This window comes from Azohydromonas caseinilytica, assembly GCF_012927045.1.
Lineage (GTDB): Bacteria > Pseudomonadota > Gammaproteobacteria > Burkholderiales > Burkholderiaceae_C > Azohydromonas > Azohydromonas caseinilytica.
In genome coordinates this window covers 34,733-58,717 of the sequence record NZ_JABBFW010000010.1, presented here as the reverse complement: position 1 = coordinate 58,717, position 23,985 = coordinate 34,733, and the positions used below count along the sequence as shown (strand labels likewise).

Genomic DNA, 23,985 nt, shown 5'->3' with positions numbered 1-23,985 from the left:
ATGAACTGGAACGACTGGTACGCGTTCACGGCCGTGGCCCGCAGCGGCAGCTTCACCCGGGCCGCGGAGCAGCTGGGCTGGCCCAAGTCGTCGGTGAGCCATGCGGTGGCACGGCTGGAGCAGGCGCTGGGCCAGCGGCTGATCGAGCGCAGCACGCGGCGCCTGATGCTCACGGAGCAGGGCCAGCGGCTGCTGGCGCAGCTGGCGCCGCTGTTCGAACGGCTGGACGCGGTCGCGGGCGAGGCCGGCAATGCGCGCGACGAGCCGCGCGGCGTGCTGCGCATCGCCACGCCCTACGAGTTCGGCGCGTTGCAACTGGGCGAGGTGGTCAACGACGTGCTGACGCGCCACCCGGGCCTGCGCATCGAGCTGGAGGTGCGCGTGCCGGATGGTGACGACATGGGCGCGGGCTTCGACGTGGTGTTCTTCACCAGCGCGGATGCGCTGCCCGACTCGCAGCGCGTGGTGCGCCGTGTCTACAGCGTGGCGCGTGGCGTCTATGCCGCGCCCGCTGTCGTGCACCGGCATGGCCTGCCGCGCACCGTGGCGGAGCTGCAGGCCTGGCCCTGCCTGTCCACGCCGGGCGAGGCCTGGTGGCGCTTCCAGGGCCCGGACGGCCGCACCCAGGAAATCCAGCCCCAGGGACCGCTGCGCACCAACAACGCCGCGCTGCGCCTGCAGGCGGCGCTGGCCGGGCATGGCGCCGCGATGCTGGCCGCCTCCTACTGCCGGCGCGAGGTCGAGGCCGGTGCGCTGGTGCCGCTGCTGCCGGAGCATGCGCCGCACCCGCTCAAGGTCTACGCCCAGCTGCCCGGTCGCGGCCTGGTGCCGGCGCGCACGCGCGTGTTTATGGAGGCGGTGGATCGGTTCCTGGCGGACTGAATGCGTTTGCGGCGGGCCTGCCCGCCAGGCACGGCAGGCCGGTCCAGGGCTCCCGCCCTTCGGAACGCCTTTTGCTGTCAATCACCACGCCGGTCGGGCTGCCGCAGACAAGCACGAAGGGGTTCCGATGCAACAGGCCTGACCGGGCCCTTCACCACCGGCCGGGTCGTGCGCCTGGCCGCCCATTCCCACGGCAGCGGCCGTGGTGGCGCCCGCTGCCGTGGGCAAGCCCCGAACCGCCTGGAAGGCAACGCTGATGGAGAAGCCGCTTGCGCATCCCCGCGAGGAGGAGCGGCTGGCCGCCCTGGCGCGGCTGGCCGTCCTGGACACCGGCGCCGAGGACAGCTACGACCGCCTGACGCTGCTGGCCTCGCAGGTGTGCGACGCGCCGATGGCACTGATCAGCCTGGTCGATGCCCGGCGGCTATGGTTCAAGTCGCGCATCGGGCTGGACGCCTGCGAGATCGGGCGCGACGAGGGCTTTTGCAGCTTCGCCATCCACAAGCCCGATGAGGTGATGGTCGTGCCCGACATGAGCCTGGACCCGCGCTTCGCGGACCACCCGCTGGTGGCGGGGCCGCCGCACATCCGCTTCTATGCCGGGGCGCCCCTCGTGCTGGCCAGCGGGCTGCCCGTGGGCACGCTGTGCGTCAACGACATGCGCCCGCGCACGCTGGAGCCCTGGCAGCTGCAGTCGCTGCGCGTGCTGGCCAAGCGTGTGACAAAACTCCTGGAAAAAGACGAGCCCGCGGCGAAGGGCGGGCACGAGAATTGATGCAGGGCGTGCCACGACAAACACAAGGGCGGCCGGCAGCGCCGAGGGGGTACGCGTGACAAGAACAAGTGTCGAGATCCGTCGCAACAGCCTGTGCCGGCCGTGGCTGGCGCTGGCGCTGGCGCTGCCCGTCACGCTCTGTGCCCAGACCTCCCCCCAGACCTACGCGCCCCATCGCGGCGCGCCGCCGCCGCCCGATCCGCCGCCGGGCGAGCCAACGAACTGGCGCGAAGGCTGGCAGCGCTCCTTTGCCCTGCCGGTGCATCAGCTCTTCAACGGCACGGCGCCGCACCTGTTGAGCGTGCGCCTGGCGCTGGACGCACCGTTGAAGGCCGATGGCTTCTCCAATCTCGGTTTCCAGAGCCAGGGCGAGGTCCCGAGCTCGCCGACGCTGCAGCTGGGCCTGCGCTACATGCCGCTGGAAGGCTGGTTCGTGCGCACGAACCTGCTGCGCTACCTCAACCCGTCCGAGCAGCGGCCCTGGAACCCGGATTTCACCTACGCCTTCGGCTTTGAGGACTGGCGGCCCTATACCTTCAGCTTCTTCTACAGCAACGACGGCGGCAACCGCTTCCATCCGGACCGTGCCCGCGGCGAGCGCGTCACGCGCTTCGACGAGGGCAGTTGGAGCCTGGGCTACAAGTTCCCGCTCACGCCGACACTGCGCGACTGGGTGCCGCTGAGCGAGCAGCACAGCGTCGGATGCGGCACGGCGCTCCGGTACACCCACCGCTATGCCGACGCGGAGCTGGGCGCCCGCCAGGTCGGCAAAAAGTCCGCGAGCCTGGGTTGCCGCTATGTGTACCGGCAATACTGGTTTGCCGCGCTCGACCTCGTGGGTTATCCGGTGCGCCGCCAGCAGCAGCCCTGGGACCCGGACTTCACCTACAGCTTCGGCTATGCCGACTGGAGCAGCGGCGGGCTGGTGGTGCAGTACGCCAACTATTCCGGCAACCGCTTCCCCTGGCGCGAGCGAGCACCGGGCACCGGTCGCTTGCGCGACGGCAGCATCTCCGTCGCGATCACATGGAACATCAACCTGTGACGCTCACCCCGCCGCTGCGCCGGGCCGGCACGCTGCGCGTGATGGTGGTCGATGACCAGCCGATGCAGCGCCTGGTGGTGCACCGGGCGCTGACGCGGCTGGGCCACCAGGTCTGCGAGGCCGCCAGCGGCGAGGAGGCCCTGGCGCGCATGGAGCACGAGGCGGTGGACCTGGTGGTGAGCGACTGGATCATGCAGGGCATGGACGGGCTGGCCCTGTGCCGCGCCCTGCGCGCGCGGCCCGGTGCGCGCTACGTCTACTTCATCCTCATGTCCTCCCGCGACAAGCGCGAGGACATGATCGAAGGCCTGGCCGCCGGTGCCGACGACTTCCTGCGCAAGCCGGTGGACTTCGACGAGTTGGCGGTGCGGCTGCACGCGGGCCAGCGCCTGCTGGAGCTGCAGGCCGGGCTGGAGGAGCGCAACCGCGAGCTGCAGGCGGCTTACCAGCAGATCCAGCGCGACGTGGACGCCGCCGGCGCCTTCCAGAAGAGCCTGCTGCCGCAGGAAACCTTCGACGACGGCCGCACGCGCTTCGCGTGGCTGTTCCTGCCCTCGCGCTTCGTCTCGGGTGACGCGCTCAACTGCTTCGGCTTCGACGCGCAACGGGTGGCGTTCTACAACTTCGACGTCGCCGGCCACGGCGTGGCCTCGGCCATGGTGGCCATGATCGTGACGCAGATGCTCAGCCCGCAGTTCTCGGGCGGCATCGTGCAGGCCGCGCGCTCGGCGAGCGCGGCCTCGCCGGCCGCGGTGGTGCAGTCGCTCAACGCGCGGCTGCTGGAGGCGGGCATCGGCACCAGCTACCTGACCTGCGTGTTCGGGCTGCTCGACCAGCGCAACGGCAGCCTGCGCCTGGTGCGCGCCGGCCACACGCTGCCAGTGGTGGTATTGCCCGACGGCCGGGTGCACGAGGTGGCCGAGGACGGTGACCTGCCGGTGGGCCTGTTCGACGATGTGGCCTACCACGACATCGAGCTCACGCTGCCGCCCGGTGCGCGGCTGTGCTGCTACACCGACGGCGTCACCGAATGCGAGGACCTCCAGGGCGAGCCCTACGGCCTGGAGCGGCTCAAGACCTTTCTGTCGCGCACGGCCGCCTGCCCGGCCCAGGATACGGTGCGCGAGTTCGAGGCGGAAATCCGCCGCTGGGCAGGCGGCGATTCGGCCGAGCTGCGCGACGACATCTCGATGCTGCTGATCGAGCATGTCGGCGCCGGCGCGGCCTCAACGGTTGTGGAGGTAACCAGAGCATGAACATCGATGTCGATCGCCGCGACGAGGCCATCGTCGCCACCGTGCAGGCGCCGCGCCTGGACGCGGCCCAGGCCAGCGCCTTCCGCACCGCGCTGCTCGACGTGGTCAAGGACGGTCCCACGGCCCGCTTGGTGCTGGACCTGCAGGCGGTGAAGATGATCGACTCCAGTGGCCTGGGCGTGCTGGTGTCGGTGCTCAAGAGCATGGGCGGGCGCGGCAGCATCGCCATCGCGGGCGCCAGCGCCGCCGTGCAGGGCGTGTTCAAGCTCACGCGGCTGGATCGGGTGTTCCCGCTGCACGACTCCGTGGCGGCGGCGCTGGCCGCCTGAGCCGGGGCGCGGGCCGGATGGGCACGGACCCCTTGCCGCAGGACCCCGCGGGCGTGGAGCCGCCCGAGGCGGACGCCCGCGTGATCTACCGCGCCGACATCGCGGCGCGGCTGGAGGAGGTTTCGCGCGTGTGTGCCGAGGTGGCCGCCCTGGCCGCGCAGCGCGGCGATGAGACCTTGGCCGCACAGATCGACCTGGGCCTGTCCGAGGCCCTGTCCAACATCGTGCGCCATGGCTACGAGGCCCACGCGCGGGATGCCCGCGTGCAGCTGCTGTGGACTGAGCAGCCCGACCGCTGGTGCCTGCGCCTGTTCGACCGGGGCCGGCCTATCCCCGAGGCGGCGCTGCAGCCGTCCGCGCACGACCCCTTCGACTTCGACCCGCTGGCGCTGGACAGCTTGCCCGAAGGCGGCATGGGTCTTGCCCTGCTGCGCGCGTCCTTCGACCGGGTGGACTACCGCATCGGCCCACGGGGCAACCTGCTGGTGCTGACCAAGCTCCTCCAACCCCAGGCGAGGCCAGACCTTGAGCACTGAACAACAACAAGCCATGCCGGAGACCAGCAAGCCGCACTTCTATTTCGAGGCCTTCGAGGACCGGCGGCCGCCGCCGCCGCTGCCGCACTCGCCGCTGATCGAGTCGCTGTGGCAGTTCTTCGTCGTGATGGCGCTGGCCTTCGGCGCGCGCTACATCTGGTGGCGCTGGACCGGCTCGCTCAACATGGAGGCGCTGTGGCTGGCCATCCCGCTGGCGCTGGCCGAGACGCTGTCGTACATCGGGCTGGTGCTGTTCGCCGTCAACCTCTGGAGCACGCGCGACCCGCCGATGCAGCCGCCGCCGTACGGCATCAACGAATGCGTGGAGCAGCCGCTGGAGCAGGACCGGCCGGTGGCGGTGGACGTGTTCATCACCACCTACAACGAGGAAGAGGAGCTGGTGCGGCTGTCCATCCGCGACGCCAAAGCCATGCGCTACCCGCATCCCATCGACCTGCGCATCCACGTGCTCGACGACGGGCGCCGGCCCCTGATGCGCCAGGTGGCGCAGGAAGAGGGCGTGCACTACATCACGCGCGACAACAACATCGGCTTCAAGGCCGGCAACCTGCGCAACGCGATGGAGCACACCAGCGGCGACTTCATCGTCATCTGCGATGCCGACACGCGGCTGTTCCCGACCTACCTGGAGCACACGCTGGGCTACTTCCGCGATCCGCACATAGCCTGGGTGCAGACGCCACAGTGGTTCTACGACATCCCGCAAGGCCGGCCGCTGCCGGACTGGCTGGCGCGCCACCTGGGCACGCCGGGGCGCTGGATCGGGCGCGCGGTGGAGCGGCTGGTGGGGCCGGTGCCCGTCGGACGCGATCCCTTCGCCAACGACCCCAAGATGTTCTACGACGTGATCCTGCGCCGCCGCAACCCGGCCAATGCCGCGTTCTGCTGCGGTGCCGCGTCCATCCACCGCCGCGAGGCCGTGATGCAGGCCGCGCTGCGCGCCTACGGCAGCAGCGTCGAGCAGCAGGTCGGCAAACTGTCCAAGGGCATCCGCGAGGCCGACATCAAGCGCGACTTCGAGGAGGCCGTGCGCGGCCAGATCGCCGTCGAGACCGAGTTCACGCCCTACAAGTTCCACGTCTCCGAGGACATCTACACCTCGATCGTGCTGCACAACGACCCCGACCAGCGCTGGAAGTCGGTGCTGCATCCGCAGGTCGAGTCCAAGATGCTCTCGCCGCAGGACCTGCTGGCCTGGGCCACGCAGCGCTTCAAGTACGCCGGCGGCACGCTCGACATCGCGCTGCGCGACAACCCGCTGTTCAAGGGCCGCATGTCGCTGCGGCAGCGGCTGATGTACCTGAGCACGTTCTGGTCCTACTTCGGCGGGCTGTGGAACCTGGTGTTCCTGCTGGCGCCCATCGTCACGCTCTTCACCGGCATCTCGCCGCTGCGCGCGTTCTCGATGGAGTTCTACCTGCACTTCCTGCCCTTCGTCATCCTCAACGAGCTGGCCTTCATGTTCGGCACCTGGGGCATCGCCGCCTGGGAGGGCAAGGCCTCGTACCTGTCGTTCTTCTCGATCAATTTGCGCGCGCTGTGGACGGTGCTCAAGGGCGAGAAGATCAAGTTCCCCGTCACGCCTAAGAGCCGGCAGGAGGGCAACTTCCTGCACATGGTGTGGCCGCAGATCGCCATCGTGGCGCTGACGGTGCTGGGGCTCGTCGTCGCGGGGCTGCGCGTGTTCGTGTTCGGCGCCACGCAGGAGCTGCCGGTGCTGATCGTGATCTCGGTGTGGAGCGTCTACAACATCGCCGCCATGCTGCCCATGATCCGCGCCGCGCTGTGGAAGCCCGAGGACGATCCCTCCCAGCCTGACGACGCCCGGGGACAGCCCGCCGCCCCGGTACACGGCTTCTGAGAGCCGGCCGGCATCACCTCGACGAAGGAGCCCCCGATGAGTTTCAGGCGCAACCTGGTGCATGCGCGCAGCTACATCATCACGATCCTGGCCCTGCTGGTGGCCTTCGGCATCGTGATCTGGATGGAGCAGCGCGGCGGCTGGGCACAGGCCTCCGCGGCCGTGGAGCTGCCCGACCGCCAGCTCGACGCCGCGGCGCTGCGGGCCAGCGCCCGCCCGCTGACCGAGCAGGAACGCCAGTGGGCCCGCATCGCCTGGACCTACTTCCAGAACAACACCGACCCGGTCACGGGCCTGGCCTTCTCGGTGGAGAAGTTCCCCTCCGCCACGATGTGGGACACGGGCTCCTACCTCATGGGCGTGATCTCGGCGCAGCGCCTGGAGCTGATCGAGGCGCGCGAGTTCGATGAGCGCATCGCGCGCGCGCTGGGCTCGCTGCAGAAGCTGCCGCTGTTCGACGGCAAGCTGCCCAACAAGGCCTACAACGCCAGCACGCTGCAGATGACGGACTACACCAACCAGCCCACGGAGCGCGGCATCGGTTGGTCGGCCATCGACATCGCGCGGCTGATGGTGCCGCTGCAGGTGCTGGTGTGGCAGTACCCGCAGCACACGCAGGCGGTGCGCGCGGTGCTGGGGCGCCTGGACCTGTCGGCACTGCAGGCCGAGGGCGAGTTCATGGGCGCGCGGCTGGACGGGCAGGGCCGCGCCGAGCTCGTGCAGGAAGGGCGCCTGGGCTACGAGCAATACGCGTCCAAGTCCCTGGCTCTCGTCGGCCGGCATGCGCCGCGCGCGGCCAGCTACACGCAGCAGCTGGCGTGGAGCGACGTGGAGGGCGTGCGCATCGGGCATGACCGGCGCACCGAGCGCGAGAGTGGCGCGCACAACTACGTGCTCAGCGAGCCCTACGTGCTCGACGGCCTGGAGATGGGCTGGGACCGCGACTCCGGCGAGCTGGGCTGGCGCGTGTTCCTGGCCCAGCAGCGTCGCTTCGAGAAGACGGGCCAGCTCACCGCCGTGACCGAGGACCACCTCGACCAGAAGCCCTACTTTGCCTACAACACCGTGCACGCCAACGGCCGCAACTGGTTCACGCTCTCCGACACGGGTGAAGACCTGGACGCGCTGCGCACGCTCAGCGTCAAGGCGTCCTTCGGCTGGCATGCGCTGGTGGACAACGACTACACCCGCCGCCTCGTCACCGCCGTGGCGCCGCTGCACGACCCGCAGCGCGGCTGGTATGCCGGTCTGTACGAGCGCACCCGCGAGCCCAACAAGGCCCTGACGGCCAACACCAACGCCGTGGTGCTGGAGAGCCTGGCCTACATCCAGGGCGGACCGCTCGTGCGCGTGCGCTGAGGCATCCGCGACACGGCCCGCACGCCGCGACCCAAGGAGAACAACGACCATGGAAAGACGCCTGACGGCCCGGCTGTACCGAGCCGCCCTGGCCGCGGTGGCCACGGCCTCGCTGCTGGGCTGCGGCAGCGTGCTGCCCGACCGCACCGAGCGCTGGGACAGCGCGCCCGCGACCATGCCCGCGCCGCGCCGCGGACCGCTCACCGAGCGCGAGATGGAGGTGGCCAAACGCGCCTGGCTCTATTTCGAGAACAACTTCCAGTCCCAGACCGGCCTGGTCAACGCGGTGCAGGACTACCCCTCGACGACGATGTGGGACACCGCTTCCTACATCGCCGCGCTGCTGGCGGCCAACGAGCTGGGGCTGATCGACAGGAACAGGTTCGACAACCGCTTCCAGGCGCTGATGGGCACGCTGCAGCGCATGGAGCTGTTCCGCAACGAGATGCCCAACAAGGTCTACCACACGCAGACCGCGGCCAAGGTGGACTACGCCAACAAGCCCGGCGAGATCGGCTTCTCGGCCATCGACATGGGCCGCCTGCTCGTCTGGCTCAAGATCATCAAGGAGCGGCGCCCCGAGCATGCCAACGCCATCGACCGCTTCATGCTGCGCCTGGACTTCCGCCGCGTGCTGGACTACACCGGCACGATGTTCGGCGCCATGCTCGACAACAACAAGCAGGTGCAGTACGTGCAGGAAGGGCGCCTGGGTTACGAGGAGTACGCCGCCAAGGGCTTCGAGCTCTGGGGCTTCGACGCCTCGCAGGCGCTGGCGCCCGAGCCCTTCGCCACGGTGGAGATCTACGGCCAGGCCGTGCCCTACGACACGCGCGACCCGCGCACGACCAACCAGCACAACTACGTGGTGGCCGAGAGCTACGTGCTCGATGCTTTGGAGCTCAACTGGGACCAGGCGCTGGACCGGCGCGACGACGATCTCTACCACTCCCAGTGCTGGATGGCGGACTTCGGCCACCGCGTCTACCTGGCGCAGGAGGCCCGCCACCGCGTCACCGGCATCCTGACCGCGCGCACCGAGCACCAGCTCGACCGGGCGCCGTACTTCGTCTACGACACGGTCTACTCCGACGGCTTTCCGTGGAACACCATTACCGACACAGGCAAGCACATGCCGGACGCCGCGGCCGTGTCGCTGAAGGCGGCGCTGGGCATGTGGGTGCTGTGGCCCACGCCCTACACGGACCTGCTGTTCGATGCCATCGCCACGGCCTACGATCCGAAACGCGGCTACTTCGAAGGCCTCTACGAGAACGGCTCGGGCCCGATCAAGACGCAGACGGCCAACAACAACGGGATCATGCTGGAGGCGCTGCTCTACAAGGTGCAGGGCAAGCTGCTGAAGTGGGGCCCGTCCGAGGGCGGCCAGTGGGAGATGGCCGGCGCCGATCCTTTCGCGGGCAACGACAAGGGCCGCCCGCGCTTCAAGCGCGAGGAGCAGAGTCTGCGCCGGCTCGGCGTGCCGCGCACGCAGGACCCCGGGCGCACCTGGCGCGAGAACCGGGAGGTCGAGGGCGTGCGCCAGCCGTCCTGCGGACGCTGTGGCTCCTGCGCCAATCCCACCTATCCCTATTCCGCCACCTGGCGCGTGATGCCGGGCCGATGAGGCGGCGGGGGCAGTGATGGGATCGGCACCGCAGCCGGGTGGGCTGGGCCAGGGCGTGAGTGCCACCGCCGGGCGAGGCCGCAACGGGCGCTCGACATGGCTCATTCCGCTGGCGGTGCTGGCCGCCAGCCTGACGCTGACCGGCACCGGCGTGTTGCTGCTGGAGCGCTCCATCGCCGCCGCCACCGAGGCGCGCTTCACGCGGCTGGTGGAGCGGGTCGAGCGCGACATGCGGCTGCGTTTCCAGCAACCCGTGTACGCGGTGGACGGCCTGCGCAGCCTGTACGCCGCGATGCCGGACCTGGACCGCCGGGTGTTCCGCGAGTACGTGCGGGCCCGCGATCTGCCGCGCAACTTCCCGTCGGTGCGGGGCCTGGGCTACGTGCAGCGCGTGTCTCGCGACGAGCTGGGCAGCTTCATCGCCGCCGAGCAGGCCCAGGCCGATGCCGGTTTCCAGGTCTACACGCAGACGCAATCCGGCGACCTCTACGTGCTGCGCTTCATCGAACCGCTGGAGCGCAACCGCAAGGCGCTGGGCTTCGACATGGGGTCGGAGACGGTGCGACGCGAAGCCATCGAGCGTGCGGCGCGCACCGGGCAGGCCACGCTGACCTCGCGCATCACGTTGCTGCAGGATGAGCTGCGCGGCGCGGGCTTCATGTTCATGGCGCCGATTTACCGCCCGGGCGCACCGCTGGGCACGGCCGAGCAGCGGCTGGCGGCGCTCAGCGGCCTCGCGGTGGCGCCGGTGGTGGTGCAGCAGCTCATGGCCGGGCTGTCGGACCTCACCGAGCGGCAGCTGCAGATCCACCTGTTCGACGGCGCGGACACCCAGGCCGCGCAGCAGGTGTTCGCCTCCGAGGCCGAGCCCGCCGCCGGGCCGCAGCCGCAAGGCTGGTTGGCCTCGCGCCACGAGTTCAGCGCCACGCGCGAGCTGATGATCGGCGGGCACGTGCTGACGCTGCTGGCGCGCAGCACGCCGGCGCTCGATGCCGGCATCAACCCGCGGCTGCCCGCGGCCCTGGGCGTGGGCGGCACCCTGATGAGCCTGCTGCTGTCGCTGTCGGTGTGGCTGCTGGCGGTGGGCCGCGCGCGCGCGGAACGCCGTGCGCGGGAGATGACGGCCGATTTGGAGCGCCTGGCCAAGGTGGTGCAGCACACGTCCAACGCGGTGGTGATCATCGATGAGCGCGAGCGCGTGACCTGGGTCAACGAGGGCTTCGAGCGCGTGTTCGGCTACCGCCGCGACGACGTGCTGGGGCAGGCCCCCGACGCGCTGCTGCGCCGCGCCGGTGCCGACGCCGACGAGCTGCAGCTCATGCGCCAGGCGCTGTGGCGGGGCACGTCCTGGCGCGGCGAGCTGCACCTGCGCGACCGGCAGGACCGTGCCTGCTGGATCGACATCGAGATCCAGCCGCTGCGCGAGGAGGGCCCGGCCGTGGTGGGCCTGATGGCCATCGCCTCGGACATCACCGCCTCCAAGCTCGCGCAGCAGCGCCTGCAGGAAACCCTGCACGCGCGCGAGCAGGCCGAGGTGGCGCTGCGGGAGGCGCGCGCACGCGCCGAGGAGGCCAACGTCGCCAAGAGCCAGTTCCTGGCCAACATGAGCCACGAGATCCGCACCCCGATGAACGCCATCATCGGCATGAGCAACCTCGTGATGGACAGCGAGCTCGACGATGACCAGCGCGAGTTGCTGGGCGTGGTGCAGGACTCGGCGCAGTCGCTGCTGTCGCTGATCAACGACATCCTGGACTTCTCCAAGATCGAGGCCGGCCACCTGGAGTTCGAGCGCATCGGCTTCGACCTGCATGAGCAGGTGGCCGCCACGGTGCGCACGCTGGGCCCGCGTGCCCAGGAGAAGGGGCTGGCGCTGGAGTGGGCCATCGCGCGCGACGTGCCGCGCCACGTGGTGGGCGACCCGCACCGGCTGCGCCAGGTGCTGCTCAACCTGCTGACCAACGCCCTGAAGTTCACGCTGCAGGGCGGTGTGACGCTGCTGGTGTCACGCCGCCCCGAGGCGCAAAGCGACGGCCAGTGCACGCTGCACTTCCGCGTGCGCGACACCGGCATCGGCATCGAACCCGACAAGCTGCAGAGCGTGTTCGAGCCCTTCACGCAGGCCGATGCCTCGACCACGCGGCGTTTCGGCGGCACTGGCCTGGGCCTGGCCATCTGCCGCCGCCTGGTGGGCCTCATGGGCGGCGAGCTGTGGGCCGAGAGCGAGCCGGGCAAGGGCAGCACCTTCCACTTCACGGCCCGGCTCGGCCTGCAGGCCGAGGCCGATGACGACATGCCGGCCGGTGACGGTGAGCCGCAGCCGCGGGTGCTGGTGCTCGATGCCGCCCCTGCACCGGACGCCACGCTGCAGGCCACGCTGGCGCAGTGGCAGCTCCAGCCCGTGGTGGTGGGCGAGCTGGCCGAGGCGCTGCGCCGGCTGGAATCGCCGGCGCGGCACCACCGCGCCATCCAGAGCGTGCTGGTGCGGGCTTCGACGCTGCGGCTGCAGCCGCTGGAGCAGCTGGCCTCGCTGCTGCCGCGGCTGTGCGACAGCGCCACGCATGGCCGCCCGGTCATCCTGCTGGAGGACGAGCTCCTTCCCGACGCCCGCAGCCGCTGCTTCGAGGTGCGCGTGCCCTGGCCCGGCAAGCCCTCGTCGCTCTTCGACGCGATGACCACGGTTGAAGGCTTCACTCACAGTGCCCTGAACCCGGCCGATGCGGGCGCCGCCGGCAGCGTGGGCAGCGCCCCGGCGCGGCACCGCATCCTGCTGGCCGAGGACAACGTCATCAACCAGAAGCTGGCGCTGCGGCTTCTCGAAGGCATGGGCCACCAGGTGGAGGTGGTTGCCGACGGCCAGCAGGCGGTGCAGCGCGCACAGACCGAGGCGTTCGACCTGATCCTCATGGACGTGCAGATGCCGGTGATGGGCGGCTTCGAGGCCACGGCCGCGCTGCGCGCTCATGAGCAGCCGCTGGGCCGCCACACCCCGATCGTGGCGATGACGGCGCATGCCATGGTGGGCGACCGCGAACGCTGCCTGGCCGCCGGCATGGACGGCTACCTCAGCAAGCCCGTTTCCAAGCTGGAGCTCTACCGCGCCGTGCAGGAGCATGCTCGACGGCGTGATCCAGCCGCCGTCGCGCTGGATGCCGACGATGCGACGCCGCAGGCCGTGCCAGTTGCGGCGCCTTCCGAGGCGAGCTCGGGAACGGCGCTGTACGACCGCGCCCAGGCGGTGGAGCTGCTGGGCGGCGATGAGGGCCTGTTCGACGAGGTCGCCGGCATGTTCGTGGCCCATGCCGAGGCCGAGCGGCAGGCCCTGCGCGACGCGGTGGCCGCGGGCGACCTGGAGCGGCTGGGCCGCGCGGCCCATGGCATCAAGGGCAGCGCGGCGACCGTGGGTGCCGCTGCAACCAGTGAGCTGGCCTCGCTGCTGGAGCAGGCCTGTCAGGAGCGGGAGCGCGAGCGCGCCGTCTCGCTGGTGGATGGGCTGTGCCAGCGGCTGGACGCGCTGGAAGGGGAGTTGAGGCGGGATCTGCCGGCGGCAGCTCCGGGTTGAGGCGCGATCAAGGTCGCCGCATCACCACCGAGCCCGCCACGTTGCCCGCCGCGTCATAGCTCATGCCGCTGCCGCTGAGGCCGGCGAGGGTGAAGGTGGTGCCCGTTTGGCCCTTGCCGATGAGCCCGCTGGAAACGCTGCATGCGCCGCTGCCGTCCGTGGTGCAGTTCTGCAACGCGCCACCGCTGAAGCTGCCGCTGACCACCGCGCCCGGCACCGCGGCACCGCCGGCGTCGCGCACGCCGATGGTGGCGACGGCGCGCCAGCTGTTGCGGGTTTCCCAATAGGTGCGGCCGTACAGCGCGCCCACGGACACGGCCGGCACGGTGGCCGAGGCCATGTCCTGCTCCGCGGTGAAGGCCACGCGCTCCACCAGGACCTCGGACGGCGTGCCCGACACCTGGTAGCTGCTGCTCCAGGGCTCGGCGCCCGTGGCGCCCCATAGGTTGAGCATGAGGCGGCCGGCCACCTGCGGCAGCGGGCCGCGGCGCCCGTCCTCCTCGTGCACGAGCCGGCCGTCCACGAACCACTGGATGCGCTCGCCCGTCCAGCGGAAGGCGTAGTCGTGGTAGCCCGCGGAGGCATCGAAGCCCAGGTCGATCACCGTGGGGTGCTCGGCGTCGTCGGTCCAGTAATTGACCTGGAGCTTCCAGGGGTCGTCACCCTTGATCTCGATGTCGATCTCGTCGTGCTGCGTGCCCTCGGCCGGGCCGGTGTAGGTGAAGAAGCCCGTGATCGTGCCGGGCGTGCCGGAAGCCTTCAGACGGGCCTGGTACAGGCCGTGGCCGTAGGCGCTCAGCGTCCGGTACTCGCCGGAGACGCAGCTCAGGCCCGTGAGCCCCAGCACGTCGGCTTCCAGCGTGAGGCGCAGGCGTCCCTCGGCGAAGTCCAACTGGTCGGGATGCCAGCCGTTGAGGAAATAGCTGCCGTTGTTCCACTGCGCCGCCTGCCAGCGGCTGCTGTCCAGGCTCAGCAGCTCATCGCTGAACGAGGCGGCGCCGGCCGCGACTTCCGCCGGCGTCTCCAGGGTCGTGGCCGCCACGGCGGCGGACTCGTTGACGGCGCCCGTGTCGCGAACTTCCATGCTTTCGTCGCCCGGCGACCCGCCTCCACAGGCGGCGACGACCAGCGCGGCGGCCATCATGACTGCAACTACCCTCGACATGACTCTTCTTCCCTGACTTCCTGGCGGCCCGCGCGCGGTGCCGCCGCGGCGCCGTATTGCTTTTCACCGCCACGCCGGCCTCGCGCAGCGGTTCAAGCCGCCTATCGGGCGTTGTTGCAGCCAGATAAGCGTGGAAACAGGAAAGGGCGCGGGAGTGTGAATTCCTGAACGCTTCCCGAGCGAAAGGCGTTCAGACCGCACGGCGACGGCGCCGCCTCAGTGGCTGCAATTGAAACTGTCCGCGCGCTGCGGGTCGCCGCTGCCCTTGTAGCGGGCGATGAAGGGATAGCGGCAGATCGGGCGCTGGCGGCCGTTGGCGCCAGCGGACACGTCGGTGGCGACCAGCGTCTCGGGCGCCATGCCTTGTTCGACCCAGCGGTCGAGCGCGCCCAGCAGGTCCCAGAACGGGATGAAGGTGCCGCCGCCATGCTGGAAGCCTGGCACCGTGTAGAAGCGCATGAACGCGTCCACGGCGGCCTGGCCGCGCTGCTCCACCTGCGAGCGGTAGTAGCCAATGGTCTGGTTCGGGCTCACCACCTCGTCGGCCAGGCCGTGCGCCAGGATCACCTTGCCGCCGCGCGCGGCGAAGGGCCGCAGTTCCGGATCGATGGCGCCCACCACGGCCGAGAGCGCGTTGATGCGCGCGCGCAGCGGCCCCGGGTTGGCAAAGTCGAAGTTCAGGGCGTCGTAGGACGGGTCGCGGGCGATGAAGTACTTCATGTACGCGTCGCCGGTCGCGAACAGGTAGCCGTTGGCCGCGATGCTGGGCGGCTTGGCGGGCACGGGGGAGTTGCCCAGGCCCAGTGATCCGGAGAAGTCGGTGCCTGCCAGGACGTTGTAGCCGTCATAGCCGGTCTGACCATGGGCCAGGTAGGGCCCGAAGCTGAAGCCCTCGTGCAGCAGCCGCACGGTGGCGATCTGTGCGTCCGAGAGGCAGTGCGCGCCGGCGTCCTGGCCGCCCGGGCAGCGCAGCGCCGCCAGCAGCGCCGGCGCGCGCTGGCGGCAGGCGTCGATGGCGGCGACCACGCCGTCGGTCAGGCCGTCGAGCGGGTCGCAGCTGCGCAGCGCCGTGTCGCGCACCAGCACCTGCTTGGCCGGCGGCAGGAACCCGCCCGGAACGCGATAGCTCGCCTGGCCCAGCCGCACGCCCATGAGCCGCAGGCCGGCGAAGTTCAGCGCCGGCGCCGTGGCCACGATGCCGTCGTAGTCCGCGGGAAAGCGCTGGATCGCGGTGAAGGCCTCGCGCCCCCCCGTGGAGGCGCCGGCGAAATACAGGCGCCGGGGCGGCTGGTCGTAATGGCGCCGGATGAGCTGCAGCGCCACGTCATGCGTTTTCTTCAGGTGCTGCCAGGCGAAGTTCAGCAGGGCCTCGTCGTTGAGCGCGAAATCCGCGCCGGCCGCCGTGGCCGGATGCCCGGCGTCCGAGCCGAAGGTGGCGTAGCCCCGCGCCAGCGGCGAGGTGAACAGTGCCATGTTGATCGGCCCGGTGCCGGTGATGACCGTGCCGTTGAAGCCGCTGCCGCCCATGTGCACCGCCTTGCCGTTCCAGCGCTGCGGCAGATTGACCTGGAAGCGGATCGGCGGCGCCTGGGCATCGACGGGAAAGATTTCTCCCTGCAGCGCGCAGTACTCGAAGCGGCCGAAGCCGGGCTCCTGCGCCGCCGCCGGCGCGGCCCGGGTCACGGCCGCGCCGCGGGTCTGCAGCCCGATGTCCTCCGGTGCCAGCCGCAAGCCTTGCACGCGTGCGCAGCCGCCGCCGCTCACGGGCTCCGGCGCGGGCCCGGGAGCGGGCGCCGTCCCGGGCCCGGCACAGGCGCACAGCGCGCCGCCCAGCAGGAGGGCCGGCAACGCAGGCCGGCGCAGCCCCAAGGCGAGCCAATTGCTAAGGCAGCGCAGCAACGATGTGGTGGAACCGGCCCTGGCGAGCTGCATGTCGAATCCGGATGGGGAGGGTGACGAAACCCGTGCCCGTGGAGCAGCGCGCGTGCCGGGGGCTACAGGACGTCGGCAAGGGCCGCCCGGTTGAGGGTGCATCGACGCCGGCCATCAAGAATTTCCTGCATGACGGAGGAGCGCATGACCGGCATTCCACGCCGCACCCTGTTCCAGCTGGCCGGCGCAAGCGCCGCCGCCCTGGCGGCCCCGGGCCTCTCGCCGGCCAGGGCTGCCGGGGCGATGCCGGCCGAAAACGCCGCTGACTTTCCGCCCGGCTTCCTGTGGGGCGCCGCGACCTCGGCCTACCAGATCGAGGGCGCGCCCGAGGCCGACGGCAAGGGCCCTTCGATCTGGGACACCTTCGCGCACACGCCCGGCAAGATCAGCGACGGCAGCACCGGCGACGTGGCTTGCGACCACTACCACCGCTGGCGCGAGGACATCGACCTGATGAAGCGCCTGGGGCTGCAGGCCTACCGTTTCTCGATTTCCTGGCCACGCATCTTCCCCGAGGGCACCGGCCGGCCCAACCGGCGCGGCATGGACTTCTACAGCCGGCTGGTGGACGGGCTGCTCGAAGCCGGCATCCAGCCCTACGCGACGCTGTTCCACTGGGACCTGCCGCAGTCGCTGCAGGACCGCTTCGGCGGCTGGGAAGGGCGCGAGACCGCGCAGGCCTTCGCCGACTACGCCGGCCATGTCGCGGCGGTGCTGTCGGACCGGGTGAAGCATTTCTTCACCATCAACGAGTTCTTCACCTTCGTGGAACTGGGGCACCAGATCGGCATCCATGCGCCGGGACTGAAGCTGCCGCCCGCGCGGGTGAACCAGGTGCGCCACCACGCGCTGCTGGCGCATGGGCTGGCGGTGCAGGCCATCCGCGCCCGCAGCCGCCGCGGCACGCTGGTGGGCCCGGCCGAGAACCTGATGACCTGCGTGCCGGTGATCGAGACGCCCGCTCACGTGGCGGCGGCGCAGGCCGCCATGCGCGACGTCAACGGTGGCTACACCACCGCCATGCTCGAAGGCCGCTACCCGCCGCGCTGGCTGGAGAAGCTGGGGGCCGACGCGCCGCGCGTGGCCGCGGACGACCTGGGCATCATCGGTGCGCCGCTGGACTTCTTCGGCGCCAACGTCTACGCGCCGTTCTTCTACGTGCGGGCCATCGACGCCGAGCCGGGCTACGAGGTCATTCCGCTGCCCGAGACCTATCCGAAGTTTCCGCACTCGACCTGGCTGCGCATGGGCCCCGAGGGGCTGTACTGGGCGGTCCGCCACCTGGCCAGCATCTGGAACGTGAAAAGCATCCACGTCACCGAAAACGGTTGCGGCACCAAGGACACGCCCAACGCCGCCGGCGAGATGCTGGACGTGGACCGCATCGCCTACACGCGCCACTACCTGATGCAGTTGCAGCGCGCGACGGCCGAAGGCGTGCCCGTGCGCAGCTACTTCCACTGGTCGCTGATGGACAACTTCGAGTGGGCCGACGGGCTCACCACCCAGCGCTTCGGCCTCGTGCACGTGGATTTCGACACCCAGCGCCGCACGCCCAAGCTCTCGGCCGAGCAGTACCGCGAGGTGATCCGGCATCACCGGGTGGTCTGAGCCGGGCCCCGCCTTCAGCGGGGAATGACCGAAAACAGCACCCGCCCGCGCACCAGCGCCCACAGGCCCAGGATGATGCCGGCGTACAGCGCCGTGTTGATCCAGATGAGGTAGGGCCAGCTCGACTCGAAGGAGGCCACTCCGTCGAAGTAGCCGGGCAGCTGGTCAATGAGAAACAGGAAGGGCACGTGCATCAGGAACACGTAGAGGCTGGACTCGCCCAGCGGGATCAGCAGCCAGCCCAGCAGGCGTGACATCGGCTGCCAGAACCACGTCAGCAGCGCGTACAGCGCCGCGAACAGCACGGCGGCGTTGAGCACCCGCCCCGGGCCGAGCCGGTTCTTGCCGAAGTAGGCGTCGTACCAATGCTGGAAGGTCTCCGGCGCCATCAGCTCCAGGCGTGACCACGCGGGGAAGGACGGGTTGGCCGTGGCCTGGGCGAACATGAAGAAAGCCAGCGCCAGGACCACGCACAGTGTCGCCACCAAGGCGCGGCGCCGGCCACGGGCCAGCCAGTCGCCGATTTCCTTGCGGAAGTAACCGACCAGCAGGGCATGGGCGTAGAGCAGCTGCCAGTTCGGCAGCGGGAAGGCGTACTCGAACTGCATGTTCAGCAGCCGGTAGTCCACGGGCGAGAGCCATCCGGCGAAGTAGACGGCCCACGTGAGGGCGACATACACCCCCAGCAGCCGCACCTTGAGCAGCCAGACGAACAGGGGCGACACCAGCATCAGCACCACGTAGAGGCTCAGGATCTGGATCTGGATCTGGTGCGGCGTGCGCTGCAGCAGCAGCACCTGGCCCAGCTGCACATGCCAGGGGCTGCCCGGATCGGGCAGCAGCGGGTAGGTCTTGCCGGCGAAGCGGTCGGTGAAGGTGCTGACCGCGGTCATGTCGAACCAGCCCAGCGCGGCCACGGCCATGACGACCAGAACCAGCCCGACCTGCGCGCGGTACAGCTCGAAGGCGCGCCGCAGCAGGCGCTGCGCGACCGGTTCCATGCCCTGCTGCTGGTCCACGGCGTAGCGAAAGATCTGGCCCAGCACCAGGCCTGCGGCCATGACGAACATCTCTGCGCCGGTGACCACGCCCAGGCGCTCCCAGAAGACGAAATTGCTCCAGTTGAAGGCTTCGAAGTGCGCCGTCACCAGCGACAGGATGGCCAGGCCGCGCAGGAAGTCGAAGCGCAGGTCACGCCGGGCCAGCGCGATGGGGTAGTGCCAGCGCGCCCAACGGCTCATTGCCCGGTGCGGTCCGGATGGCGTGTGCTCGTGATCCACGGGTGTTGCTTGTTCGCCGGGCGCTGGTAGGAAAGTGTCGCCGGGATGGCAAGCGGGGTTCCCACTGCACGGGAGGATCGGGGGGTGAAGGGCCCGGGCCGCGCCGCGCCTTCGGGCCGCCGGGTGCCGGGCACCTCTTACGATGGCGCCCATGGACTTCTCGGTTTGGATTGCATTTTTCGCGGCCTCCTGGGCCATCAGCCTGTCGCCGGGCGCCGGCGCCGTGGCGGCCATGAGCGCGGGCCTGGCGCATGGCTTCAGGCACGGCTACTTCATGACGCTGGGCCTGGTGCTGGGCATATGGACGCAGATCGTGGTGGTGGGCGTCGGGCTGGGCGCACTCATCGCCACCTCGTCGCTGGCCTTCGCCGTGGTGAAGTGGGCGGGCGTCGCCTATCTGCTGTACCTGGGCGTGCGCCAGTGGCGTGCGCCGGCCGCGCCGCTGGTGAGCGACGAGGCCCAGGCCGGCGTGGTGGCCGTGCCGCGGCGCAAGCTGGTGCTGCGCGGCTGGATGGTCAACGCCGTCAACCCGAAGGGCACGGTGTTCCTGCTGGCCGTGGTGCCGCAGTTCCTGGACCTGGCGCGCCCGCTGGGCGGGCAGTACCTGGTGATTGCCGCCACGCTGGGCTTCACCGACCTGGTGGTGATGGCCGGCTACACCGCCCTGGCGGCGCGGCTGCTGCGCACGCTGCGCTCGGCGCGCCAGATGCAGGCGCTCAACCGCACCTTCGGCGCGCTGTTCGTGTTCGTGGCGATGCTGCTGGCGACGTTCAAGCGGGCGGGCTGAGCGGGCACCTCATTCATCGACATCGCCGGTCCGACCCGCAAGGGGGGCCGGCTTTTTTGCGCCCGCGTCCGCGGCCTCGGCGCCCGCCTGCAGCGCCTTCTGCCTGAACTCGCTGGGTGCGAGCCCCGTCTGCCGCTTGAAGAAACGGCAGAAGTAGGCGGGATCTTCAAAGCCCAGCTCGAAGGCCAGCCGCGACACCGGCGCGGCCACGTGCACCAGGCGGCGGCAGGCCTCGCGCGCCAGCCGCGCATGCAGCAGCGCCTGCGCGTTGTGGCCGGTCTCGGCGCGCACCATGCGGTTCAGCCGCTCGGTGGACAGCCCCAGGCGCTCGGCATAGCGCGACACCGGCCAGTGCTCGCGGTAGTGCGACTCCATCAGCACCACCCAGCGCGTGTACAGCGGCTGCCGCCCCGCCGCGGCGCCGCGCCGCGCGGCCTGCTGGTCCTCGCGCCGGCCCAGCTGCGCCAGCCGCCACACCAGCGCCCGCGCCAGCCAGCTCGGCACCGGCCCTTCCTCACCGCCGCCCGCGTGCTCGGCATGCAGGGCGTCGAACAGCGCCTGCAGCCGCGGCAGCTCCGGGGCGTCGGCCGCCAGCGCCAGCGCGCGCGGGGCGGCAAACAGCGTCTGCAGCGCGTCGCCCACGCCGGCGGCGTCGCCCTCGGCCAGCAGCCCGGCATTGACCGTGAGCACGTAGCCCTCGCAATCGCGCGAGAACCGGAACGCATGCGCCACCCCCGGCGGGATCACCAGCGCCACCGGACCTTCGCCGGCGATGCGTGATTCGTCCAACCGGGCCTCCACCGTGCCCCGGCGCACCCACAGCACTTGGTGCAAACCCTGATGCACATGCGCCTCGATCTCCCAGTCGTACAGGCGGCTGCGCGAGTGGATCGATTCGACGTGCAGCAGCAGGGGGTTGGGCGCGCCGGCCTCGCCGTACAGCGCGAAGGCGGGCAGCGCCGAGGAGGCGGCGCGTGTGCGCCGGCGCGGGGCGGGGGAGGCGGTGACCATGCGCGGCAATGTACGTCAAAAGTGCAAGTCTTCCCGGTGCTTCGTCCACCCGGGCCGGGCCGCTCCCTTCGCACAATTGCGCCTGTTAAAGACCACGTTCACAACGAGGAGACAGGCATGTTCAGCTTCGACCCCTACTCGCCGGCGATCGACGCGGACCCGTTCCCCGCCTACAAGCGCCTGCGCGACGAGTTCCCCTGCTTCTGGAGCGAGGAGGCCCAGATGTGGGTGCTCTCGCGCTACGCCGACATCGTCACCGCCGGCCAGGACTGGCAGACCTACTCCTCGGCCAGCGGCAACCTCATGACCGAACTGCCCGGGCGGGCCGGCTCCACGCTGGGCACCAGCGATCCCCCGCGCCACGACCGCCTGCGCGGCCTGATCCAGCACGCCTTCATGAAGCGCAACCTGGAGAGCCTGGCGGAGCCGATCCGCGCCATCGCCCGCGAGGCGGCCGAGGAGCTGCGCGGCAAGGCCAGCTTCGACTTCAAGGACTTCTCGGCCAAGTTCACGGTGCGCGTGCTCATGGCGGCGCTGGGCCTACCCATGGGCGAGGAGGCGACGGTTGACGAGCAGACGGTGCGCGAGAACGCGGTGCTGATGGTGCAGAGCGACCCGGTGACGCGCACCAAGGGCCCGCAGCACCTGGCGGCCTTCGAGTGGATGAAGCGTTACGCCAGCGACGTCATCGCGCAGCGCCGCGCGCAGCCGCGCAACGACCTGATCTCCAACTTCGCGCTGGCCGAGATCGACGGCGACCGGCTCAGCGAGGCCGAGGTGCTGCTGACCACCACCACGCTGATCATGGCCGGCGTGGAGTCGCTGGGCGGATTCATGATGATGTTCGCGCTCAACCTGGCCGATCACCGCGAGGCGCGCCGCGCCGTGGTGGCCGACCCGGCGCTGCTGCCCGACGCCGTCGAGGAATCCTTGCGCTTCAACACCTCGGCGCAGCGCTTCAAGCGCCGGCTCACGCGCGACGTGACGCTGCACGGCCAGACCCTGCGCGCCGGCGATTTCGTCTGCCTGGCCTACGGCTCGGGCAACCGCGACGAGCGCCAGTACCCGAACCCGGACGTGTACGACATCGCCCGCAAGCCGCGCGGGCACCTGGGCTTTGGCGGCGGCGTGCATGCCTGCCTGGGCACGGCCATCGCGCGGCTGGGCGTGAAGATCGCCTTCGACGAGTTCCACAAGGTGGTGCCCGACTACCGCCGGGTGCACGAGCAACTGCCCTGGATGCCCTCGTCCACCTTCCGCAGCCCGCTGGTGCTGGAGCTGGCGGCGCAGTGAGGCGCTGATTCCATGGGCCGCAGCGGCTTGAGACCGCCGCGGCTCTTTTCCATTGCAAGTCACCACAGAGAGACCCCCATGCCCCACATCACCTTCGTCGAACCCTCCGGCAACCAAGTCCCGCTGGACGTGCCCGAGGGCTGGAGCCTGATGCAGGCCGCTACCGCCAACGGCGTGGACGGCATGCTGGGCGAGTGCGGCGGCTCCTGCGCCTGCGCCACCTGCCACTGCTACGTCGATGACCGGCTGATGGCGCTGCTGCCGCCGGCGCAGGACAACGAGCTCGCCATGCTTGACAACGTCGCCGCCGAGCGCCGGCCCAACAGCCGCCTGGCCTGCCAGATCAAGGCCGGCGCCGCGCTGGACGGTGGCACCGTCACGCTGCCGGAATGCCAGGAGTGAGCATGAGCGTGGTGGCTGCCGACGAGCCCGTCGTCATCATCGGCGCCGGCCAGGCCGGCACGCTCACGGCCGAGGCGCTGCGTGCCGGCGGTCACGCCGGCCCGATCACGCTGCTGGGCGAGGAGCCGCACGCGCCCTACCACCGCCCGCCGCTGTCCAAGGCCTGGCTGGCCGGCGAGATCGGCGAGGCGCAGCTCATGCTGCGCGCGCCCGAGATGCTGGCGAAGAAGGGCATCACATTGCGCACCGGCACGCGCGCGCTGGCCATCGACCGCGCCGCGCGGCAGGTGCGGCTGGAGGACGGCAGCGTGCTGCCCTACGCCGGACTGGTGCTGGCCACGGGCGCGGCACCGCGCACGCTGGCGCTGCCGGGCGCGGATGCACCCAACGTGCTGCCCTTGCGCTCGCGCGACGACGCCAGCCGCATCGCTGTGGCCCTGGCGCGCTGTGCCGAGGCGCAGTGGCCGGTGGTGGTGATCGGCGGCGGCTTCATCGGCCTGGAAGTCGCGGCCACGGCGCGCAAGAAGGGTTTACAGGTCACGGTGCTGGAAGCAGCGCCCCGGCTGCTGGGCCGCGTGCTGGCACCGATGCTGTCGGACTGGTTCGCCGAGCTGCACCGCGGCAAGGGCGTCGAGCTGGAGCTGCAGGCGCGCATCGAGTGCATCGAGACCGAGGGCGGTGAGGCTGTGGCCGTGCGGCTCACCGATGGCCGGCGCCTGCCCTGCGGCTTGGTCGTGCTGGGTGTGGGCGTGAGTGCCAACGACGCGCTGGCGCGCGCGGCCGGGCTGGCGTGCGAGCAGGGCATCGTGGTGGACGCCTGCGCGCGCACGGCGGACCCGCGCATTGTCGCTGCCGGCGACTGCACCGCGCGGCGCCTGGCCGACGGCAGCCTGCTGCGGCTGGAGTCGGTGCACAACGCCACGGAGCAAAGTAAATCGGCTGCCGCGGCGCTGCTGGGCCAGGAGCGGCCCTTTACGGCCACGCCCTGGTTCTGGTCCGACCAGTACGAGCGCAAGCTGCAGATGGCCGGCCTGTCCAGCGGCGCCGAGGCCTGGGCGCTGCGCGGCGAGCTGGGCGGCGCGGCCTTCTCCGTTTTCCACTACCGCGCCGGGCGGCTGATCGCGGTCGATTCGGTCAACGACGCCAAGATGCACCTGCTGGCGCGCAAGCTGCTCGACGCCGGCGTGTCGCCAGCGCCGGAGCAGGCGGCGGATGCGGGCTTCGACCTGACCGGGCTGCTGGCGCGTTGAC

The 23,985-nt window shown here is 70.6% G+C and carries 19 protein-coding genes; 15 read left to right on the top strand and 4 right to left on the bottom strand.

Translation table 11 applies throughout. The annotated features are described in order from the left end of the window. The 10 genes from HHL10_RS15615 (at position 1) to HHL10_RS15570 (ending at position 13,253) form a co-directional block, all read left to right on the top strand. On the top strand, positions 1-882 hold the full coding sequence (locus HHL10_RS15615) for a LysR family transcriptional regulator (protein WP_169161316.1): 882 nt from the start codon (positions 1-3) through the stop codon (positions 880-882). 256 nt (positions 883-1,138) lie between these two features. Beyond that, entirely contained in the window at positions 1,139-1,657 is a 519-nt protein-coding gene (locus HHL10_RS15610; RefSeq protein ID WP_169161315.1) for a GAF domain-containing protein, read from the top strand. A 55-nt stretch (positions 1,658-1,712) separates the two neighbouring features. After that, entirely contained in the window at positions 1,713-2,702 is a 990-nt protein-coding gene (locus tag HHL10_RS15605; RefSeq protein ID WP_169161314.1) for a hypothetical protein, read from the top strand. Then, entirely contained in the window at positions 2,684-3,958 is a 1,275-nt protein-coding gene (locus tag HHL10_RS15600; protein WP_169161313.1) for a PP2C family protein-serine/threonine phosphatase, read from the top strand. The genes HHL10_RS15605 and HHL10_RS15600 overlap by 19 nt, the downstream gene beginning before the upstream one ends. Beyond that, positions 3,955-4,287, top strand: a complete 333-nt coding sequence (locus HHL10_RS15595; RefSeq protein ID WP_169161312.1) for an STAS domain-containing protein — start codon at positions 3,955-3,957, stop codon at positions 4,285-4,287. The genes HHL10_RS15600 and HHL10_RS15595 overlap by 4 nt, the downstream gene beginning before the upstream one ends. Positions 4,288-4,304: 17 nt before the next feature. Next, complete coding sequence (locus HHL10_RS15590) at positions 4,305-4,823, top strand: ATP-binding protein (protein ID WP_169161311.1); 519 nt, start codon at positions 4,305-4,307, stop codon at positions 4,821-4,823. Beyond that, positions 4,813-6,705 carry a glycosyltransferase gene (locus tag HHL10_RS15585; protein WP_205833062.1) on the top strand — a complete coding sequence of 631 codons (1,893 nt, stop codon included), beginning with the start codon at positions 4,813-4,815 and terminating at the stop codon, positions 6,703-6,705. Before HHL10_RS15590 ends, HHL10_RS15585 begins: the two co-directional genes overlap by 11 nt. Before the next feature lie 36 nt (positions 6,706-6,741). Beyond that, positions 6,742-8,064, top strand: coding sequence for a DUF3131 domain-containing protein (locus HHL10_RS15580; RefSeq protein WP_169161310.1), 1,323 nt, complete (start codon positions 6,742-6,744; stop codon positions 8,062-8,064). A 49-nt stretch (positions 8,065-8,113) separates the two neighbouring features. Continuing rightward, entirely contained in the window at positions 8,114-9,691 is a 1,578-nt protein-coding gene (locus tag HHL10_RS15575) for a DUF3131 domain-containing protein (protein ID WP_205833061.1), read from the top strand. Between the two features lie 16 nt (positions 9,692-9,707). Further along, positions 9,708-13,253, top strand: coding sequence for a CHASE domain-containing hybrid sensor histidine kinase/response regulator family protein (locus tag HHL10_RS15570; protein WP_169161309.1), 3,546 nt, complete (start codon positions 9,708-9,710; stop codon positions 13,251-13,253). A gap of 7 nt (positions 13,254-13,260) precedes the next feature. Here the strand turns inward: HHL10_RS15570 and HHL10_RS15565 are convergent, their stop codons facing one another. Together HHL10_RS15565 and HHL10_RS15560 are read right to left on the bottom strand one after the other, a co-directional pair. After that, the gene (locus tag HHL10_RS15565; RefSeq protein WP_169161308.1) at positions 13,261-14,337 is read right to left on the bottom strand and encodes a family 16 glycosylhydrolase; all 1,077 of its coding nucleotides are present in this window, start codon (positions 14,335-14,337) and stop codon (positions 13,261-13,263) included. A gap of 297 nt (positions 14,338-14,634) precedes the next feature. Beyond that, complete coding sequence (locus HHL10_RS15560) at positions 14,635-16,266, bottom strand: tannase/feruloyl esterase family alpha/beta hydrolase (protein WP_235971529.1); 1,632 nt, start codon at positions 16,264-16,266, stop codon at positions 14,635-14,637. Positions 16,267-16,494: 228 nt separating this feature from the next. On the opposite strand from HHL10_RS15560, the gene HHL10_RS15555 reads away from it, so the two are divergent. Beyond that, positions 16,495-17,961 carry a GH1 family beta-glucosidase gene (locus HHL10_RS15555; protein ID WP_169161306.1) on the top strand — a complete coding sequence of 489 codons (1,467 nt, stop codon included), beginning with the start codon at positions 16,495-16,497 and terminating at the stop codon, positions 17,959-17,961. Between the two features lie 14 nt (positions 17,962-17,975). On the opposite strand, the gene opgC is transcribed toward HHL10_RS15555, so the two are convergent. Continuing rightward, positions 17,976-19,202: an OpgC domain-containing protein gene (gene opgC / locus HHL10_RS15550; RefSeq protein WP_169161305.1), complete on the bottom strand. Its 1,227-nt coding sequence runs from the start codon at positions 19,200-19,202 to the stop codon at positions 17,976-17,978. A 190-nt stretch (positions 19,203-19,392) separates the two neighbouring features. Here opgC and HHL10_RS15545 point away from each other — a divergent pair, with 190 nt between their 5' ends. Then, positions 19,393-20,028, top strand: coding sequence for a LysE family transporter (locus HHL10_RS15545; protein ID WP_169161304.1), 636 nt, complete (start codon positions 19,393-19,395; stop codon positions 20,026-20,028). 9 nt (positions 20,029-20,037) lie between these two features. On the opposite strand, the gene HHL10_RS15540 is transcribed toward HHL10_RS15545, so the two are convergent. Further along, positions 20,038-21,039, bottom strand: coding sequence for a helix-turn-helix domain-containing protein (locus tag HHL10_RS15540; RefSeq protein ID WP_169161303.1), 1,002 nt, complete (start codon positions 21,037-21,039; stop codon positions 20,038-20,040). 117 nt (positions 21,040-21,156) lie between these two features. Between HHL10_RS15540 and HHL10_RS15535 the strand changes: the two genes are divergently transcribed. The 3 genes from HHL10_RS15535 (at position 21,157) to HHL10_RS15525 (ending at position 23,984) form a co-directional block, all read left to right on the top strand. Continuing rightward, a complete protein-coding gene (locus tag HHL10_RS15535) occupies positions 21,157-22,332 on the top strand; it encodes a cytochrome P450 (RefSeq protein WP_169161302.1) in 1,176 nt (391 codons plus the stop codon). 78 nt (positions 22,333-22,410) lie between these two features. Then, entirely contained in the window at positions 22,411-22,734 is a 324-nt protein-coding gene (locus tag HHL10_RS15530) for a 2Fe-2S iron-sulfur cluster-binding protein (RefSeq protein WP_169161301.1), read from the top strand. Between the two features lie 2 nt (positions 22,735-22,736). After that, complete coding sequence (locus HHL10_RS15525) at positions 22,737-23,984, top strand: NAD(P)/FAD-dependent oxidoreductase (RefSeq protein ID WP_169161300.1); 1,248 nt, start codon at positions 22,737-22,739, stop codon at positions 23,982-23,984. Position 23,985 lies beyond the last annotated feature (1 nt).

Coding starts and splice junctions, on each gene's coding strand:
- HHL10_RS15530 (WP_169161301.1), top strand. CDS start 22,411: ATGCCCCACATCACCTTCGTCGAACCCTCCGGCAACCAAGTCCCGCTG.
- HHL10_RS15595 (WP_169161312.1), top strand. CDS start 3,955: ATGAACATCGATGTCGATCGCCGCGACGAGGCCATCGTCGCCACCGTG.
- HHL10_RS15580 (WP_169161310.1), top strand. CDS start 6,742: ATGAGTTTCAGGCGCAACCTGGTGCATGCGCGCAGCTACATCATCACG.
- HHL10_RS15610 (WP_169161315.1), top strand. CDS start 1,139: ATGGAGAAGCCGCTTGCGCATCCCCGCGAGGAGGAGCGGCTGGCCGCC.
- HHL10_RS15555 (WP_169161306.1), top strand. CDS start 16,495: ATGACCGGCATTCCACGCCGCACCCTGTTCCAGCTGGCCGGCGCAAGC.
- opgC (WP_169161305.1), bottom strand. CDS start 19,202: ATGAGCCGTTGGGCGCGCTGGCACTACCCCATCGCGCTGGCCCGGCGT.
- HHL10_RS15575 (WP_205833061.1), top strand. CDS start 8,114: ATGGAAAGACGCCTGACGGCCCGGCTGTACCGAGCCGCCCTGGCCGCG.
- HHL10_RS15600 (WP_169161313.1), top strand. CDS start 2,684: ATGGAACATCAACCTGTGACGCTCACCCCGCCGCTGCGCCGGGCCGGC.
- HHL10_RS15590 (WP_169161311.1), top strand. CDS start 4,305: ATGGGCACGGACCCCTTGCCGCAGGACCCCGCGGGCGTGGAGCCGCCC.
- HHL10_RS15545 (WP_169161304.1), top strand. CDS start 19,393: ATGGACTTCTCGGTTTGGATTGCATTTTTCGCGGCCTCCTGGGCCATC.
- HHL10_RS15565 (WP_169161308.1), bottom strand. CDS start 14,337: ATGGAAGTTCGCGACACGGGCGCCGTCAACGAGTCCGCCGCCGTGGCG.
- HHL10_RS15570 (WP_169161309.1), top strand. CDS start 9,708: ATGGGATCGGCACCGCAGCCGGGTGGGCTGGGCCAGGGCGTGAGTGCC.
- HHL10_RS15525 (WP_169161300.1), top strand. CDS start 22,737: ATGAGCGTGGTGGCTGCCGACGAGCCCGTCGTCATCATCGGCGCCGGC.
- HHL10_RS15615 (WP_169161316.1), top strand. CDS start 1: ATGAACTGGAACGACTGGTACGCGTTCACGGCCGTGGCCCGCAGCGGC.
- HHL10_RS15535 (WP_169161302.1), top strand. CDS start 21,157: ATGTTCAGCTTCGACCCCTACTCGCCGGCGATCGACGCGGACCCGTTC.
- HHL10_RS15540 (WP_169161303.1), bottom strand. CDS start 21,039: ATGGTCACCGCCTCCCCCGCCCCGCGCCGGCGCACACGCGCCGCCTCC.